The sequence below is a fragment of the Pontibacter ramchanderi genome, assembly GCF_002846395.1.
Classification (GTDB): domain Bacteria; phylum Bacteroidota; class Bacteroidia; order Cytophagales; family Hymenobacteraceae; genus Pontibacter; species Pontibacter ramchanderi.
In genome coordinates, this window is sequence record NZ_PJMU01000003.1 from 636,924 (window position 1) to 653,526 (window position 16,603).

The 16,603-nt window shown below is 52.0% G+C and carries 16 protein-coding genes; 7 read left to right on the plus strand and 9 right to left on the minus strand.

Annotated elements, in window-relative coordinates:
* Nucleotides 1-8: 8 nt before the first annotated feature.
* Nucleotides 9-266: an acyl-CoA-binding protein gene (locus BD749_RS15355; RefSeq protein ID WP_101445955.1), complete on the minus strand. Its 258-nt coding sequence runs from the start codon at nt 264-266 to the stop codon at nt 9-11.
* 127 nt (nt 267-393) lie between these two features.
* Here BD749_RS15355 and BD749_RS15360 point away from each other — a divergent pair, with 127 nt between their 5' ends.
* Nucleotides 394-2,592 carry a S9 family peptidase gene (locus BD749_RS15360; protein WP_101445957.1) on the plus strand — a complete coding sequence of 733 codons (2,199 nt, stop codon included), beginning with the start codon at nt 394-396 and terminating at the stop codon, nt 2,590-2,592.
* Nucleotides 2,593-2,832: 240 nt separating this feature from the next.
* On the opposite strand, the gene BD749_RS15365 is transcribed toward BD749_RS15360, so the two are convergent.
* Nucleotides 2,833-3,831 carry a zinc-binding dehydrogenase gene (locus BD749_RS15365; RefSeq protein WP_101445959.1) on the minus strand — a complete coding sequence of 333 codons (999 nt, stop codon included), beginning with the start codon at nt 3,829-3,831 and terminating at the stop codon, nt 2,833-2,835.
* 129 nt (nt 3,832-3,960) lie between these two features.
* Between BD749_RS15365 and BD749_RS15370 the strand changes: the two genes are divergently transcribed.
* Nucleotides 3,961-4,464, plus strand: coding sequence for a GNAT family N-acetyltransferase (locus tag BD749_RS15370; RefSeq protein ID WP_101445961.1), 504 nt, complete (start codon nt 3,961-3,963; stop codon nt 4,462-4,464).
* A 57-nt stretch (nt 4,465-4,521) separates the two neighbouring features.
* On the opposite strand, the gene BD749_RS15375 is transcribed toward BD749_RS15370, so the two are convergent.
* A complete protein-coding gene (locus tag BD749_RS15375) occupies nt 4,522-5,742 on the minus strand; it encodes a S8 family peptidase (RefSeq protein WP_101445963.1) in 1,221 nt (406 codons plus the stop codon).
* A gap of 426 nt (nt 5,743-6,168) precedes the next feature.
* Between BD749_RS15375 and BD749_RS15380 the strand changes: the two genes are divergently transcribed.
* The gene (locus tag BD749_RS15380) at nt 6,169-6,927 is read left to right on the plus strand and encodes a peptidylprolyl isomerase (RefSeq protein ID WP_101446668.1); all 759 of its coding nucleotides are present in this window, start codon (nt 6,169-6,171) and stop codon (nt 6,925-6,927) included.
* Between the two features lie 86 nt (nt 6,928-7,013).
* On the opposite strand, the gene BD749_RS15385 is transcribed toward BD749_RS15380, so the two are convergent.
* Nucleotides 7,014-9,485, minus strand: coding sequence for a S9 family peptidase (locus tag BD749_RS15385; protein WP_101445965.1), 2,472 nt, complete (start codon nt 9,483-9,485; stop codon nt 7,014-7,016).
* A 161-nt stretch (nt 9,486-9,646) separates the two neighbouring features.
* Here BD749_RS15385 and BD749_RS15390 point away from each other — a divergent pair, with 161 nt between their 5' ends.
* The 3 genes from BD749_RS15390 (at nt 9,647) to BD749_RS15400 (ending at nt 11,398) form a co-directional block, all read left to right on the plus strand.
* Complete coding sequence (locus BD749_RS15390; RefSeq protein ID WP_101445967.1) at nt 9,647-10,429, plus strand: hypothetical protein; 783 nt, start codon at nt 9,647-9,649, stop codon at nt 10,427-10,429.
* Between the two features lie 188 nt (nt 10,430-10,617).
* Entirely contained in the window at nt 10,618-11,034 is a 417-nt protein-coding gene (locus tag BD749_RS15395; protein ID WP_101445968.1) for an STAS/SEC14 domain-containing protein, read from the plus strand.
* A 79-nt stretch (nt 11,035-11,113) separates the two neighbouring features.
* The gene (locus tag BD749_RS15400; RefSeq protein ID WP_101445969.1) at nt 11,114-11,398 is read left to right on the plus strand and encodes a (2Fe-2S) ferredoxin domain-containing protein; all 285 of its coding nucleotides are present in this window, start codon (nt 11,114-11,116) and stop codon (nt 11,396-11,398) included.
* 97 nt (nt 11,399-11,495) lie between these two features.
* On the opposite strand, the gene BD749_RS15405 is transcribed toward BD749_RS15400, so the two are convergent.
* Nucleotides 11,496-12,032: a ferritin gene (locus BD749_RS15405; RefSeq protein ID WP_101445970.1), complete on the minus strand. Its 537-nt coding sequence runs from the start codon at nt 12,030-12,032 to the stop codon at nt 11,496-11,498.
* A 206-nt stretch (nt 12,033-12,238) separates the two neighbouring features.
* Entirely contained in the window at nt 12,239-12,622 is a 384-nt protein-coding gene (locus tag BD749_RS15410) for a hypothetical protein (RefSeq protein ID WP_101445971.1), read from the minus strand.
* A gap of 109 nt (nt 12,623-12,731) precedes the next feature.
* Between BD749_RS15410 and BD749_RS15415 the strand changes: the two genes are divergently transcribed.
* Entirely contained in the window at nt 12,732-13,106 is a 375-nt protein-coding gene (locus tag BD749_RS15415) for a cupin domain-containing protein (RefSeq protein WP_101445972.1), read from the plus strand.
* Nucleotides 13,107-13,232: 126 nt separating this feature from the next.
* Here the strand turns inward: BD749_RS15415 and BD749_RS15420 are convergent, their stop codons facing one another.
* The 3 genes from BD749_RS15420 to BD749_RS15430 all read right to left on the minus strand — a co-directional run bounded on the left by BD749_RS15420 (nt 13,233) and on the right by BD749_RS15430 (nt 16,592).
* Entirely contained in the window at nt 13,233-14,267 is a 1,035-nt protein-coding gene (locus BD749_RS15420; protein ID WP_101445973.1) for a hypothetical protein, read from the minus strand.
* Nucleotides 14,268-14,504: 237 nt separating this feature from the next.
* Nucleotides 14,505-15,242 (minus strand): LytR/AlgR family response regulator transcription factor, encoded by a 738-nt coding sequence (locus BD749_RS15425; RefSeq protein ID WP_101445974.1) that lies wholly within the window; start codon nt 15,240-15,242, stop codon nt 14,505-14,507.
* Nucleotides 15,243-15,482: 240 nt separating this feature from the next.
* Nucleotides 15,483-16,592 carry a sensor histidine kinase gene (locus BD749_RS15430; protein ID WP_101445975.1) on the minus strand — a complete coding sequence of 370 codons (1,110 nt, stop codon included), beginning with the start codon at nt 16,590-16,592 and terminating at the stop codon, nt 15,483-15,485.
* Between the last annotated feature and the right edge of the window lie 11 nt (nt 16,593-16,603).

The following is a 16,603-nucleotide window of genomic DNA, read 5'->3' on the forward strand; positions in this document are numbered from 1 at the left end:
TTTAGCGGTTAAGCATTCCGCAGGCTGTTTACCAACTGCACATACTGCGCACGGGCATCCTCCTGGCTCGTTCCCTGCAGGCTTTTCCAGGCATCCCATTTGGCAATGTTCTTAAAATCAAAGCCACCCGGACGCTCCGTGTTCACATCTCCTTCGGTAGCCTGCTTAAATAGGCCGTAGAGTTGCAGCAAAATGTTGTTCGATGGTCGTTCCGTCAGTTCCTTTGACTGAGCCACTGCCTGCTCAAATTCTTCTTGTGTTGCCATAGTGCGTCTGAATTAAGTTTTAAGGTATAGCAAGGTATAAAAATTTACGCTGCATGCATAACTTTTATTTCTGTTTAACTTCTCTGTTTTTTCCTTATTTTTATAATCTGTATAAAAAATACTCTCTATGAAAAAAGCACAGAACGGCACAACGGCTCCGGCCCTACTGCTATCCGCCTGCCTGCTGGCGGGCACAGCCTGCAGCACCACGCAGCCAGGCACAACAACTGAGACCGCCACAACCGAGCAAACCACCGAAGCCCCGGCAAAAGCAGATGCGCCGCAGCCACCGGTAGCTGCCAAAAAACCAAAAGAGCTCACCGCGCACGGACACACACGCATCGACAACTACTACTGGATGAACGAGCGTGAGAACCCGGAGGTGATTGCCTATCTGAACGCCGAAAACGCATACACCAAGCAGGTAATGGCCGATACCGAGGCGCTGCAGGAAAAACTATTCAACGAGATTGTGGGCCGCATCAAGCAAACCGACGAGTCGGTGCCTTACAAGAAGAACGGCTACTTCTACTATACTCGTTTCGAGGCTGGCAAAGAATACCCCATCTATGCCCGCAAAAAAGGGGGCCTGGATGCCAAGGAAGAAGTGATGATCAATGCCAATGAGCGTGCCGAGGGCAAAAGCTACTACGCAGCGGCCGGCATGAACGTGAGCCCCGATAACAGGCTGCTGGCTTTTGGGGAAGACACCGTGAGCCGCCGACAGTATACCTTGCGCTTCAAAAACCTTCAAACCGGTGAGCTGCTGCCTGACCGTATACCGAACACCACGGGCGGAGCGGTATGGGCCAACGACAACAAAACCGTCTTCTACACCATGAAGGACCCGGCCCTTCGCTCTTTCAAGATCTTCCGCCATACCCTGGGTACCCCTACCTCGCAGGACAAAGAGGTATACCACGAGGCCGACGAAACCTTCAGCACCTTTGTGTATAAGACCAAATCGGAGAAGTACATCATCATCGGCTCCAGCAGCACGCTCTCACAAGAGTACCGTTTCGTGGATGCCGCCAACCCAACCGCCACGCCTAAGGTTATTCAACCACGCGAGCGCGGTCTGGAATACAGCGTCGACCACTACGGTGATAGCTTCTACATCCGCACGAACAAGGATGGCGCGACCAACTTTAAGCTGATGAAAACGCCGGTTGGCAAAACCACCAAACAGAACTGGAAGGAAGTGATTCCGCATCGCCCGGACACCTACCTGGAAGAGGCTGAGATCTTCAAGGATTACCTGGTGCTGCAGGAGCGTAAAAACGGACTGACGGAACTGCGCGTGAAGAAGTGGAACGATCCGAAAACCGACTACTACGTGGACTTCGGAGAAGAAGCCTATACCGCCGGTATCAGCATCAACCCGGACTTCGACAGCAAAGTGCTGCGCTACGTCTACAGCTCTCTCACTACGCCTAGTTCCACGTTCGACTACAACATGGAAACCAAGCAGAAAACGCTGCTGAAAGAACAGGAAGTGGTAGGCGATTTCGACAAGAACAACTACGAAGCCAAGCGCATCTACGCCACCGCTAAAGACGGCACCAAGATTCCGGTTTCGCTGGTATACCGCAAAGGCCTGAAACTCGATGGCAACAACCCGACCTTGCAGTACGCCTACGGCTCCTATGGCATCAGCATGAACCCGGGCTTTAGCTCCGTGCGCCTTAGCCTGCTCGACCGTGGCTTTGTATATGCCATTGCGCACATCCGGGGTGGTCAGGAAATGGGCCGCCAGTGGTATGAGGACGGCAAACTGATGAAGAAAAAGAACACCTTCACGGACTTTATCGATGTATCCGAATACCTGATCGAGCAAGGCTACACCAATCCAGATAAGCTGTTCGCACAGGGCGGCAGTGCCGGTGGCCTGCTGATCGGTGTAGTTGCCAACATGCGTCCCAACCTGTACAAAGGCATGCACGCCGCCGTGCCGTTTGTGGATGTGGTCACGACGATGCTCGACACCAGCATCCCGCTGACTACCGGCGAGTTTGACGAATGGGGCAATCCGGCCAACAAAGACGCCTACGACTACATGCTCTCCTACTCGCCTTACGACAACGTGGAGGCCAAGGACTATCCGAACATGCTCGTGACCACTGGTCTGCATGACTCGCAGGTGCAGTATTTCGAGCCGGCCAAGTGGGTCGCTAAACTGCGTGAGATGAAGACAGATGATAATCTGCTGCTCTTCCAAACCAACATGGAAGCGGGCCACGGCGGCGCCTCCGGCCGATTCCAGCCTTACCGTGAGACGGCTTTGCAATACGCCTTCTTTTTGAAGTTGGCCGGAATAACGGAGTAATCAGTAATGAATAGAGTAGGCTTCTTCCTGCTCAAATAAACAGGCGACCCCGCTGCAAAGTCATTTGCAGCGGGGTCGCCTGTTTTTAGCCCTATCCTGTCATTTCGAACCGGGGTAGGGGCCCTCTACTGGTGAGAAATCTGAATTGCTGGTTCGGCTTTCGATCATTCAGATCTCTCCTTTCGTCGAGATGACAAAGGGAGTCGGGATATTCGTGCGAATGCTAATAATGAAAGAAACCTAACTCACCTTCACCACAATTTTGCCGAACTGTTTGCCGGCTTCCATGTAGCGCATGGCTTGCTCGGTTTCTTCGAGCGGGAACACAATGTCCACTACCGGCTTCACTTTCTTTTCGGCTACAAAAGCGATCATCTCTGCAAAGTCCTGGTTAGTGCCCATGGTGCTGCCGTGAATGGCCAGTTGCTTCCAGAAAATCTCGGCCGGGTTGATCTGGCCGATCATTCCGGTGGTGCCCCCGTAGATCCCGATGCGGCCTCCTGGCTTGGCCAGCTTTACGAGTTGCACAAAGCCTTCGCCTGCAGCGCCGTCGATGCTCACGTCGAAACCGCCTACTTCGGCTTTCAGCTCTTTGCCCCAGTTTTCTTTTTTGTAGTTGATGCCGCCGGTTGCGCCCAGTGCTTTGGCTTTTTCGATCTTCTCGTCTGATCCGGACGTCACCCATACCTCTGCTCCGGCCGCTACCGCAAACTGCACGGCAAACAGGGCCACGCCGCCTCCTGCACCTGTTATCAGCACCCGCTCACCGGCTTTCAAACCGCATTTCGTAAACATGGCGCGCCAGGCTGTTACGCCTGCCAGCGGCAAAGCAGCGGCCTCTTCAAAGCTCAGGTGGGCGGGTTTGCGGTGCAGGTTAGTGGCTTTTACTTTCACGAAGTCGGCAAACGTACCATCCTCTGGCATGCCCAGCACTTTGTACTCCTTGCTGTGGGCCTGCGGGTTGTCTCCCCAGTCAGTAGAGGGGTCGATGACTACTTCCTGTCCCAGCCAGTTCTTGTCCACGCCCTCTCCTACTTCCGTCACCACACCGGCTCCATCCGAGCCCAGTATGGCGGGGTAATCTTTGGTGAAGTACCGGCCGTACTGTATCCAGACGTCACGGTGGTTAAGGGCGGCAGCTTTCACCTGCACTATCGCTTCACCAGGTCCGGCGGTAGGTATCGCTTTCTCGATCAGTACAAAAGGGCTGTTAATGGCTTCCAGGTAGATGGCTCTCATAGTTGATGGTTTTAAGGTATGCATACAAAGGTATAACTTCTGCCCTTAGTGGAAAATCTCTGTTGCCAGGCACTGGCATTTTATACGGGAGCGACTATCTTCGTTGTCAGCACCATAACGTCACAATCTATGCGCCGTAATTTCAGCATACGCGAAGCTTCCACCGCCGACATTCCGACCATCAACCGGTTGGCTGCCGCCATCTGGGAACCTACATACCGCCCTATACTTTCGCAAGAGCAGATCGACTATATGTTTGAGGTGATCTATACTCCTGAAGCCCTGGAACGCCAGATGCAGGAAGGTCAGACTTTTCTACTGCTGCTTGATGGCTCGGGGCCCATCGGCTTTGCGGCCTTTTCTCTGAAAGACGCTGCCGACCAGGTATACAAGCTGAACAAGATATACCTGCTTCCGTCGCGGCAGGGCGGTGGGTTGGGCAAACTTCTGCTCGAAAACGTTGAGGAAAAAGTGAAGCAGGCGGGTGCCCGCTACCTCGATCTGAACGTGAACAGGTATAACCAGGCGAAAGCATTTTATGAGCGCTGTGGATATCAGGTACACCAGGAGGAGGACATCCCGATCGGCCCTTACTGGATGAACGACTATGTGATGCGTAAGCAACTGGCATAAAAAAAACGGGCAACTTTTCAGCTGCCCGTTTCTTATCACCTTCCTTAACAGTTCGGATTACTTGATCGCGATCGGATCTGGGTTTCCGTCCGGATCATTCTTCACAGTGCCGCTTGTTTTTAGAGGACCGTGCAGCAAAAGACCCGCTACGTGCGGAGATGCCATAGATGTACCGCTAATCGTGTTATAGCCACCACCTTTCCAGGTAGAGTTGATGTTCACACCAGGTGCGCAAACGTCTACTGGCGGGTTGCCATAGTTAGAGAAGCTAGCCCATGAGTCAGAAGAGTTCATGGCAGAAACAGTGTAGATGTTAGCGTGGTTAGCGCGGGCTGGAGATGAGTTGCCAGCATGTGTAGACTCATTACCAGCAGCCAAAGCGAACTTGATGCCTTTGCTGGCAGCTGCAATCACAGCATCATCCAGTGCCTGCGATGCCGGGCCACCCAAGCTCATGTTGGCCACGTCGCCTGACTGAGCAGCAGAAGCCACATAGTCTACACCAGCGATTACGCCAGAGTAAGAGCCGCTACCGCGGGAGTCAAGTACTTTAACAGCTACCACGCTTGCATCGTGGGCTACACCGATCACACCGATCGAGTTATTTTTAGCAGCGATTGTACCTGCTACGTGCGTACCGTGGCCGTTGCCATCGTTTGCATCGCTGGCATCTCTTCCAGAAGTGAAGAAGGTTCTGCTTCGGGCTACGTCCACATTCAGGTCAGGGTGCGTCAGGTCTATACCTGAGTCAATTACCCAGGCAGTTTTGCCAGTGCCGTCGCCATAACCCACACGGGCGATGCCATAAGGTACTGTCTGGCCTGTAGAGCCACCGCCACCTGTTCCAGGCTTGGCCAGCATCACTACTCTATCTGGCTCGATATAGGCTACACGGCTATCACGACGGAGCGCATCCACCTGATCGTCTGTCAGTCTGGCTGCCACACCAACAATCGCCTGGCCATAGGCCTGCTCTATCGTTGCATTGGCAATGCCATTAGAAGAAAGCAGTTCGCGGCCCATCTCACGCACTGCACCCACGCGCTCGGCATAAGTGGTAGTACCATCGAGACGCTGATTTCCGTCTTTCTTAAATACAACAATGTACTGACCTTTGATGATGGCCCCGTTCTGGGTATCGGTCTGTAGATTTTCCGCAACCTCAGTCGCTTCAGGAGCTTCAGAGTCGCAAGAGGTAAAGGATACGGCAGCAGAAGAGAGGGCTGCGCCAAATAGTACAGAACGCAGGACGTTCTTTACGCGTAAGGTGTTTTTCATACTTGTAAAAGATGTTAGGTTAGTTAAAGTTTTAAGGTTTATTATAAGGATAGTGAAGTCTAAACTATTGAACAGGATTTATATATCCAAATAAAAGTATAATTTTTTTTAACGATTTTTTTGAAAAGGCACCTGGCGCTGGCTACAAGCCGCACGCTGTTGCAACATTTAAATTGCACGGATTTCAGACACTTTAATTGCCTATACAGCTACTCAGGATAGTTTTGAGAGAATAAACAAAGAAGCATCTGCAGAAAGCCCGCCTTATACGCTTTAGGAAGTATCCGGTTTGTATAGACTTTGCATTATCTTTGAATAATCAAATTTTAATCCTGTTTTAACAGGCTAACAATACAATTTTATTTGTACTTCGTTCTTAACTTTTGCTATATTAACAGACGCACAAACTCTCACCTTATGAACTACATGAAAAAAACAATCACCATCGATGCACTGCTATTGATGATCTTTCTCTTGATAGGTATAGCAGGATGCCAGCCCAAGACAGAAGAACAAGCCACCGCAGACAACCGCGAGACCGACACGGCAGAAAAACTTGAACCACTCACCTCCGAGAGCGCCGTGGAAGTGCTTACCGCTTACGAAAAGGCACACCCCGATAGCCTGATCCTTATTAGCACCCGTCATGGCGACATCAAACTACGCCTGTATCCCGAAACGCCACTGCACCGTGCCAATTTTGTGCGCCTCACCAAAGCAGGTTTTTATGACCAGGGCGAGTTTTACCGGGTCGTAAAGGGTTTTGCCGTGCAGGGTGGCGACTCCGATACACGCACCATGAAAAACGGAGCCTACAAGATTCCGCAGGAGTTCAACCCCAGGTACATTCACAAACGTGGCGCCCTGGCCATGGCCCGCTACGGCGACGAACGCAACCCCGAAAAAGAGTCTTCTTCCCACAACTTCTACATCGTGCAGGGTGAGCCCCAAACCGTACAGGAGTTGAGAGCCTTTGAAGCCAAGCACAACATTAAGTATACCCCGGAGCAGATTAAACTTTATACTACCATTGGCGGAGAACCTTCGCTTGATCAGGAGTACACGGTATTCGGAGAGGTGATAGAAGGCATGGAAGTGATCGACAAGATAGCGGAAGAGCCTGTAAACGGGCAGAACTGGCCGCACAATATCGTGCCGCACAAAATCAAGACGATTGCGCAGTAACTGCTTTGATAACCCGGGTATAAACAAAGAGCCCCGACCTGTATTGGCCGGGGCTCTTTGTTTAGAAAGCAAGGTATAGCTTGGCCTTACTGCACCTGACGGTTCTTCACATAAGTGTTCAGCCAGGTATCCATTTCCCACAGCATGTGCAGAATGGACTCGCGCGCAGCGTAACCGTGACTTTCGTGCGGCAAAAACACCAGGCGGGTCGTGGCACCATGGCCTTTCAGGGCATTATAAAAACGTTCGCTCTGGATCGGGAAGGTACCGGAGTTGTTGTCGGCCTCCCCGTGGATGAGCAGAATCGGTGTTTTTACTTTATGGGCAGCTGAGAAAGGCGACATACGGTTGTATACCTCCGGCGCCTGCCAGTAGGTGCGCTCCTCCTGCTGGAAGCCAAACGGTGTGAGTGTACGGTTATATGCACCACTGCGGGCTATACCTGCAGCAAACAGGTCGGAGTGTGCCAACAGGTTACCGGTCATGAAGGCGCCGTATGAGTGTCCGCCTACGGCAATGCGCTTCGGATCGGCTACACCCATGCTCACGGTTTTGTCAATGGCGGCTTTGGCGCTGGCTACCAGCTGCTCTACATAGGTGTCGTTTGGCTGCGCTTCGCCTTCTCCTACAATCGGGAAGTCGGTGCGGTCGAGTACGGCGTAGCCCTGCGTTACCCAGAACAGCGGCGAACCGGAGCTGATGCGGGTGAACTCGTAAGGCGAGCTCTTCACCTGGCCAGCGGCGGCGGCGTTCTTGAACTCACGCGGGTAGGCCCACATTAGCATCGGCAATGCACCACTTCCTTTTTTATAGTCTTTTGGCAGGTATAGCACGGCCGTCAGTTTCACGCCGTCGTTGCGCTCGTACTGCAGCATCTCTTTCTGCACGCCCTGCAACTGCGGGTATGGGTGCGGGAATTTGGTTACCTGTGTGAGTTGCTTCTTGTTGAGGTCGCGCACAAAGTAGTTAGGCACCTCCTGCTCCGACTCGCGACGGGTAATGATGCGTTTGCTGTTCAGGTCGATGATATCCACCGGACGTTCGTAATAAGGCGCCTCGGAACGGAACAGAATCTTCGCCTTTTTCGACTTCAGGTTGAACTCGCTCAGAAACGGACGGTTGCCTTCCGGCGAGCCGCCTTCGCTGATCATGTAAATGTTGTCGCCCTTCTTATCGGTGAGCAACACGCTGCGGCCGTACTGGTTCTGGGTGAACACCGGGCTGCCCGGATCGTTGTAGCCATCCTCGTAAGAGCGCTCGATCAACACGGTACCGGCCTGGCCTGGCTTGGACGGGCTTACACGCAACACACGTTCGGTACGCGTCTTCCAAAGGCGTTCGTTCACCAGGGCCAGGTCGTTGTTGCCCCATTGCACACCGCGGTAGCGGTACTTGGTACCCGCCAGTTTTGCAGGCTTTCCGGAAAAAGGCGCATCAAGCATGAACACCACATCGCGCTCAGCCACTTCTTTAGTAGCATCGCCGCCGTCCTGTGCCTCAGCCCAATAAAGTGTGGCAGGCTTGTCAGGGCGCCAGTTGTAACCACGCGGGCCTTTAGCCACGTTGTCGAATCCGATCGGAATATCTTCGGCTAGTGGCAGTTGGGCGAGTTGTTTTACCACCTTGCCGTCGCGGCCCCATACCTCCACATTATAAGGGAAGTAATAGTGCGGCACCAGGTATGAATAAGGTTTCTGGATAGTTTCCACGAGTAAGAACTGCCCGTCCGGCGACACGTCGGCACTCTTGATGATGCTGGCCTGCCCAACAGGTTGCTGCTTGCCATCGAGGCTCACCAGTTTCAGCTGGGTTTGCGTGTAGTAATCGAATAACTGCTCGTCGTACTTGTTCTTGAGCAGATCCTGGTAGGTGCGCGATGGGTTGGCCTTGCCGATGTTCTCCTGAATGTTCGGACCATTTGGCACCAGGTTGGCTTTCGGCATCTCGCCGCGTTTCTCATCCACAATTTTCACGAGCAGCGACTTGCTGTCCGGCATCCACGAAAACGGACGTCCGCTATACGCATCGTTCAGCGTAGCTTCGGTGAGTTTACGGGCCTGGCGGTCGGCTATACCTGCCACCCACAACTCAATGCCGTTGGCCTTGGTAATAGTAAAAGCAATCTGCTTCTCATCCGGCGACCAGGTCACGTAAGAGATCTGCGCCTTTTGCGGTATACCTGCCAGCTCAAACTCCTGCCCGCCATTCACCTGCTTCAGCTTGATGTTGTTGATGAAAGTGGCCCGGCTCTGCCCATTTGTGGCAGGATTTATGCGGAGGCCAGCCAGACGACTTTCGGGTTGCGCCAGCTCCTCTATGCTGGGGTAACCTGCCCGCTCGAGCAGCAACATCCAGTCGCCTTTGGAGTTAATGCTGACACCCGGCGTAGAGGGTGCGTCAATGATAGAGGCGATGGCCTCGGGTGGTCGCTGGTAGCCGGTGGTGGTCTGTTTTCCGTCCTGCGCCAAAACGACAGGAGCCGGCGAACCCGCCAGCAGCAACAGGCTCAGCATCGAAGCGGCTAATCGCTTCGAGTTTCTCAGAGTCTTGATGTGCATGTTTCTTTTAAGGTTAAGATAGGTTAGATGTGGGGTTAGACAATAGGTATCGTGTAAGGTTTAAACTTGTATAACCGCCACTGCTGAAAGCAATTATAGGTTTGATGCGGCGTCCCGAACAATAGCATACAATATAATAGATATACTCTTAACTTTATACTATGCCGAAAACATTACTCATACCCATCGCCTCTGCCCTGCTGGCGCTTTCTTTTTCCACCACATTTGCGCAGCAACGTCCACTCTCTAAACTGGTTGTAGCCAAAGGCGAAACCTATGTGGCAGGTCCAGACAATATTATCCTGGTTGACACCCTGATCATGCAAGATAGGGCTACGATCAAATTTGACCCTTCACAGTATGGTGTACTAGAGGCCAAAGTAGCTTATATCGGTCAGAAGTGCCTCATCAGCTCTAAAGGCACGAACGGGAGCAAAGGCAATCGTGAGAATGCTGGCAGTAATGGAGCAAACGGAGGGGATCTAACGGTATCCGTTCACCTTGCAGCGCTGGGTAGTCTTATTATTGATACCAGCGGAGGGGACGGTGGTAGAGGTGCCGACGGGAATAATGGTGCCGCAGGTATAAAGGACCGCCATGAAACGCGCACTGTAACTGACCCTGTTACAAAACAGACCACAACGACTACCGTATTGGTGCCCGGGCAGCCCGGCACCGCCGGCTCTGATGCCACCATGGGTGGCAGTGGAGGCAATGGCGGTAATCTTACCCTGCAATACAGCACCGGTGGCTTCATCCCGATCTTTAACAACGAAGCCGTTAAAAAGAACAGTATCAGGATACATACAACAGGCGGTAGGCAGGGACAATCCGGGCAACCTGGCAAAGGGGGCTTTCAGCGAGCCGATGGAGGTATAAAATTCTCTGAAATCATCCCGAGCAGCGAAGGTAAAATCATGCTGATCAATAGAGATGCTTTATAAATGTGGCCACTGCATCAGGCGCAACTTAAATTAGCTTTTTCGCTCTATGGAAGCCACTGTATTTCATTATTAATTTTTACATATACATGCTGGTGTGCGGTCAATAATTGCTAAAAATTAAATTGCTAAATTGCCTGTAAATCCAGACGACTAAGACTCGAGTATAACTGGTATGGACCCAGCATGAAATGAAAGTACAGGAGCTTACATCTTCCACAGGCAAAACCTACCTCACCATCCACTACGATGAGCAGCACAAGTGGGTGTACAACGACTGGACCGGTTATGTATCGCCTGAAAATGTAAAACAGGGCAGCTTGGCCGTGCTGGAAGCCATCCGGCAATACAATGCCGCCTGCGGACTGAACGACAACAGGAAACTGGTGGGGCGTTGGGACGAGTCGGTGGGGTGGATCGAACAGGAGTGGATACCGATGGCCGCCGAGGCCGGCCTGCGCTACTATGCACATATTGTAAACGAAGATGCTTTTGCGGCGGCCTCTTCGGCCGACATGCTAAGTCGTGTGCAGGGCCGCTTCGAGATGCGTATATTTGAGGATGCAAGCGAAGCGCGCGCATGGCTAACAGCTTGCCAGCAGCAGTAAGCGAAGGTATACAACGTGAACCTGCATGAACTAATTCACAGTTTTTCTCCTTTAAAAGAGAAGCAATTCAAACAGATACATGAGCAAAGGATTTGAGGTACCTGACAAGGTGATCTATGTGTGCACAGGCAGCAAATGCAAGAAAAAAGGCGGGAAGGATATTGGTAAAACGCTGCGTGAAATGATCAAAGACCTGGGCCTGAAAGGAAAGGTGGAAGTTGTGAAAACAGAGTGTACCGACCGCTGCGACTTTGCCCCTGTCATGAGCTTTCAGCCGGACAATGTGTGGTTGCACCACACCACGGAAGAAAAGGCCAAGCAGACCTTTAAAGAACACATTCTGAAGCCGGATCAACAAGTATAGCTGCTGTAACCTACACCTTTTGTGTGCTACTGAGATATAGTGCATAAAAAAGCCTTTGGATTGCTCCAAAGGCTTTTGCTTTTTCTGCTGACGTGGCTTATCCCTCGTAGGTGTCCTCGTACGTGATCTTCGGCACACGCTTGTCGATCTCGTACTGGCCTGTTCCCTCCTCGCCTATCACGTCGAACAGCTCGAGCGCACGGCGGGCCACATATTCTTCTTCTATCTGCTCTTTCAGGAACCACTGCAGGAATGTGAATGTCACGAAATCCTTTGTCTTCATGCATTTGTCAGCCATGCGGTTGAAAGACTGGGTTACGGCGATCTCCTGCTGCAGGGCCTGCTCAAACACGCTTCTGAAAGATTCGAATTCGATCTGGATGCCCGAAATATCCGGTGACACGGCACGGCCGCCCATATCAGACACGTATTTAAACAAGCGCAGCATGTGTTCGCGCTCTTCGTCGGATTGCTTTTTGAAATAGCCCGCGCTGAAGTCGAAGCCATTGCGGTCGCACCACGCCGACATGGCCAGGTACATGGCCGATGCCTCAGCCTCCATTTTGATCTGGTCGTTCAGGACTCTTTCTATCTCTTCTGTTAGCGAAGTTCTTAGCCTTAATAAATCCTTCATAGGTATAGGGGTGTTTTTCGTTCTAAATCCAGGGCACGCTCCGAGTAGAGCATGCGTCCTTTATTCTTACCATTAAGGTAAGTATAATGTTCTGAAAACAGATGAATGAAGCGAAATATGGAAAAAGTCTAAATAAAAAAAGCACGACTGGCGGGCCGTGCTATCAGGTATAAGCCGTGCTATCAAGTATAACTCGTGTTTCGGAGCTAAGCCTCAAGCGGTGTCAGGCACTCGTGCAGCATGCGGTTCAGTTCCAGGCTGAACTTGGCACCTGCCAGCAGGTCACGCAACGCATAAAGTTCCGTCAGCGATAACATGAAGCAACGCTCACAACCACACACCGACACGATTTCGAAATCAGAAGAGCGGGACGGGTTAGCAGCCATCTGCTCGAGGTCGATGCTGGCGACGGCTTGCTTTAAGCGAAGAAAAGTATCTACCTTGAGCACGTTGAACGTTCCGGCGAAGTAGAGCATCAGGCGGTTCTTTCGGTCGCACTGGTAAACGGCTCCGGCTTCGTTTGCATAAATTTCGACTAATTCAGTGGCGGCTGATCTCTTCTCTCCGGGCTTTGCAATCGCTGCTATCATGGTGGTGGCGCTTGTATCAATTATCGAATGACACAAAGGTAAGCCCTATTTAGAATCAGTCCAAATAAATTTAAATGATATTCGTCACCTCACTTAAAACAGGTATACCATGCCACAACAACCAGAGAAAATAAACCTCGCAGAAAAGTTCGCCCTGATACCGGATCACTGGAATCCGCGCATTGCCGGGGAGCTAAACGGGCAGCAAGTCAAGCTGGCCAAATTCAAGGGTGCCTTCGACTGGCACCACCACGAGCACGAAGACGAGTTGTTTCTGGTCGTGAAAGGCAGTTTCGAAATGCAGTTCCGGGATAGGGCCATTACCCTGCAGCCAGGCGAGTTTCTGATTGTGCCACGTGGCGTGGAGCACCGCCCTGTGGCATCCGAAGAGGCCGAGGTGCTGCTGTTTGAACCAGCCACTACCCTGAACACCGGCAACCTAACTGACAGCGAGCGCACCCGCACCAACCTGGAGCGACTCTAACAGGTATGGGAAATTGACAAAGGACTGTTTGATAAAGGACAAAAGACGTTCGCAGGCGATTATACCTTGAATCAAAACAGTCCTTTGTCAAATAGTCTTTTGTCACAAAGTCCTTTACCCTAACACCTACCTGATCTTCGCCTTTTTCATCACGGTTTTGAGGTTGAGTCGCACCAGATCGCCCATACCGCGGCACTTTAGAAACTCGTCGGAATGATGGTGCTGGGCCAGTTCTTTCTTGAGCTGCTCAATTTTTTCGGGTGTAGAGATCGTGTCTTTGCGCATGCAGTCGATCAGGTCTTTGAGGCGGTAGCGGGCCGTGCGCAGGCGCCTGAAGATAAGCGTGCGTTCTTCGTTCTGGTACTGCTTCACTACATCTGGCTTAAGGAGTTTGAGCACCAGATCCACAATCATGTTGTTGTCCTTGAAAAACTGCGGCAGGTACATGCTCTTGCGCCCCTCATAGGACTGCTGGTCAAAGTCGATGGGGCGCACACGGTACTGCTCGTCCTCAAAATCGGGGGTGATGTCCACCACGTAGTTATAGGAGCGCATGTCGCCGAGCAGGCGCACAAAGCAGCGTTCGTTAAACTTCACAAACTCCTTGGCAATGCGCACTTTGTTGGAGGCCGGCCGGTTGAGGAAGTCTTTTATGAAAAGGTCGCCTGGTATACCTGCAATGTGCTCTTCGATGAGCGTATCGCCATCCACGAGGTAATTTATGCGGTTCGGCGACAGAATATACTCCAGCTCCAGCCCGTAGATGCGCGAGGCATCGGCCCGCTTCACATAAAAGTAGTCGTAGTTGTCGTTGAGCTGGTTCATGATCTGCACCCGGAAGGGATTGGAGTTACCAAAGGTGCAGTAATCGATGCGCGACACGTAGAGGTGCTCCATCACCGACATGTCTCCGTCGGTTTTGAGCAGGGCGTAGATCTGGGTGAGGCCGCTGTTTAGTTCTGCCTGCGATTGCTGGTCAAACATGATCGTCTCCCACAGCGTGTCGTGTCCTTTTTTGTCGTAGTACGGGAAGGCGTCGGTATAGTGCACCAAATCCTCGTAGCGCACCGGCAGCTTTGTTTCGCGATCGTACTCGTGCAAGTACTTGCGCAGGCAGGCCGCAATCGGGTAAAACAGCTTCTTCTTGGAGATGGAGTTCAAGGGAGTTTAGGAGTTAGAGAGTTTGGGAGTTTAAGAGTTAATCATCGGGAGTTAACAGTACAGCCCCTGCCGTGCCTTTACGGGAAAGAAGGAAACTATGCTACGAGTTAAGGTATAGAAGTTTTACCTCATTCGCTATACCTGCCTGTGTCGGGCCAATCAATAAAACGGAGTAAACACACTTCGCTTCTGTCAATCCAATTCCTTACCTCTTAAACTCCTAAACTTCTCAACTCGCTAACTTTCCAGCAGGTTATTTTGCCCGAGCACCTGCAGCACTTCGTTTTTGTAGAGGCGACCAATCGGGATTTCGGCTTTGCCTACGTCTACGGCGGTAGCAGAGAAGGCCTGCACTTTGTCGAGCGAGATGATGAAGCTGCGGTGGATGCGGAGGAACTTATCGGTGGGCAATTTTTCTTCCAGAAACGAGATTTTCTGGTAAGAGATGATTTCTTTGGTTTCAGTCTTCACCCGGATATAATCCTTCAGGCTTTCGATGTACAGGATGTCCGCCAGCATCACCTTCACCATTTTCTTATCGGCTTTCAGGTAGATGAAGGCATCTTTGTAATCTGGTTCGGCGGGTGCTATACCTGTGCTTGGCGTGGCTATACCTTTGGGCTCGGTAGGGGTCACCTTGGCCACGGCTTTCAGGAAGCGGTCGAAGGCGATGGGCTTGAGCAGGTAGTCCACGGCGTTGAGTTCGTAACTGTCGAGGGCGTAGTCGCGGTAGGCGGTGGTGAAGATTACCCTCGGCGGATTAGGCAGTGACTTCAGGAAGTCTATACCTGTGAGTTTGGGCATCTGTATGTCGAGGAACATCAGGTCGATGTGCTCGGTCTGCAGGCAGGTGTAGGCCTCCACGGCATTGTTGCAGCGACACACCAGTTCCAGGTTGTCGAGGCGTTCCACAAAAGTCTCCAGCACATCCAGCGCCAGGGGTTCATCGTCTACTATCAGGCAGCGTAGTTTCATGTTTTATTCAGGTATGGCACAAGGTATAGGTATAACAAGGTGTACGAAATTGGTTGTGTGTTAATATTTGGGATGCTGCTTAAGGTATCTATTACAAACCCCGAAGAGCAACGAAAATATCGTGCAAGATTCGGACAGGTCGCGACCTGTCCCTATGGCAAAGCCCTGCTACAAATCAACTCGATATTACCGTGCAACATCGTTCCGACAACTTTCTAACTTCCGAACTTTCTAACTTTCTTACCCTTGACTTAAGTCCAACTCCAGGCGCACAGCATAGCTTTCAGTATCGTCTTCCACCTCCAGGCTATACCTGTTCTCGTAGAGCAGCTCCAGGCGGCGACGCACGTTCTTCAGGCCGATGCCCGAGGCAAAGTCGCGGTTGCTGTCGCTGGCTTTCTCCAGGCATTTGCAGTTCTCGACCAGCACCACCAGGGTATGGCCCTGCACTTTCACATCTATCCGGATCCAGGCGTTTTTGGTTTCGGTGCTCACGCCATGCTTAAAGGCATTCTCCACAAAGGGCAGCAGCATCATGGGTGCAATTTGCTTGCCGGCTATACCTCCCGACTCGGTATAAGTAATGTCCACGCGGTCGCCATAGCGGATGCGCTCCAGGGCAATGTAGTTCTGGATGTAGTTCAGTTCCTTCTCCAGCGGCACCTTGGCGGCAGCGGCGTCATAGAGCATGTAGTCCATCAGGCCCGACAGTTTTAGCACCACCTCCGGCGCATTCTCTGACTTGCGGAGTGTGAGTGAGTACAGGCTGTTGAGCGTATTGAAGAGGAAGTGCGGGTGAATCTGGCCTTTCAGGAACTTGAGTTCCGCTTCCAGTTTGTCCTTTGCCAGCGACTGTGTGGCCTGCTGGTCGCGGTACCAGTTCTTAAGCAGGTATATCGCCGCCGACATCGACACCAAGTAGCCCAGGTTGACGATGTTGCGCACAAAGCGGTAGAGCGTCAGGTTGTCGTTGGTGCAGGTGGTGGGGCAGATGAGCGGGTGGATGAGCAGCGGCATGAGCACGAACTGCATCAGGATGCCGATGGCGCCCATCATGAGAAGCAGGTATACGGCGAACTCCAGGTAGCGCTGCTGCAGCAGGTATTGCGGCATCAGGAAGTACATGTTAAAATACACAAGCAGCATCTTGAAGGGCAGCTCGATGAGCTCGATCATGAAGGCATTGTAGTAATCGTCGATGTAGCTTCCGTAGAGCAGACCGAAAAAGCACACGTATACCGCCCAGAAGAGCAGGTGCAGCAGCAGTCTGTTTTGGGTGATGTTGCGCACATCCGGCAGACCTAAGCTCTTTACCTCCAGTTCACGCGACGCGTCCAGTTTTACTTCCATCCTGCAAAGTT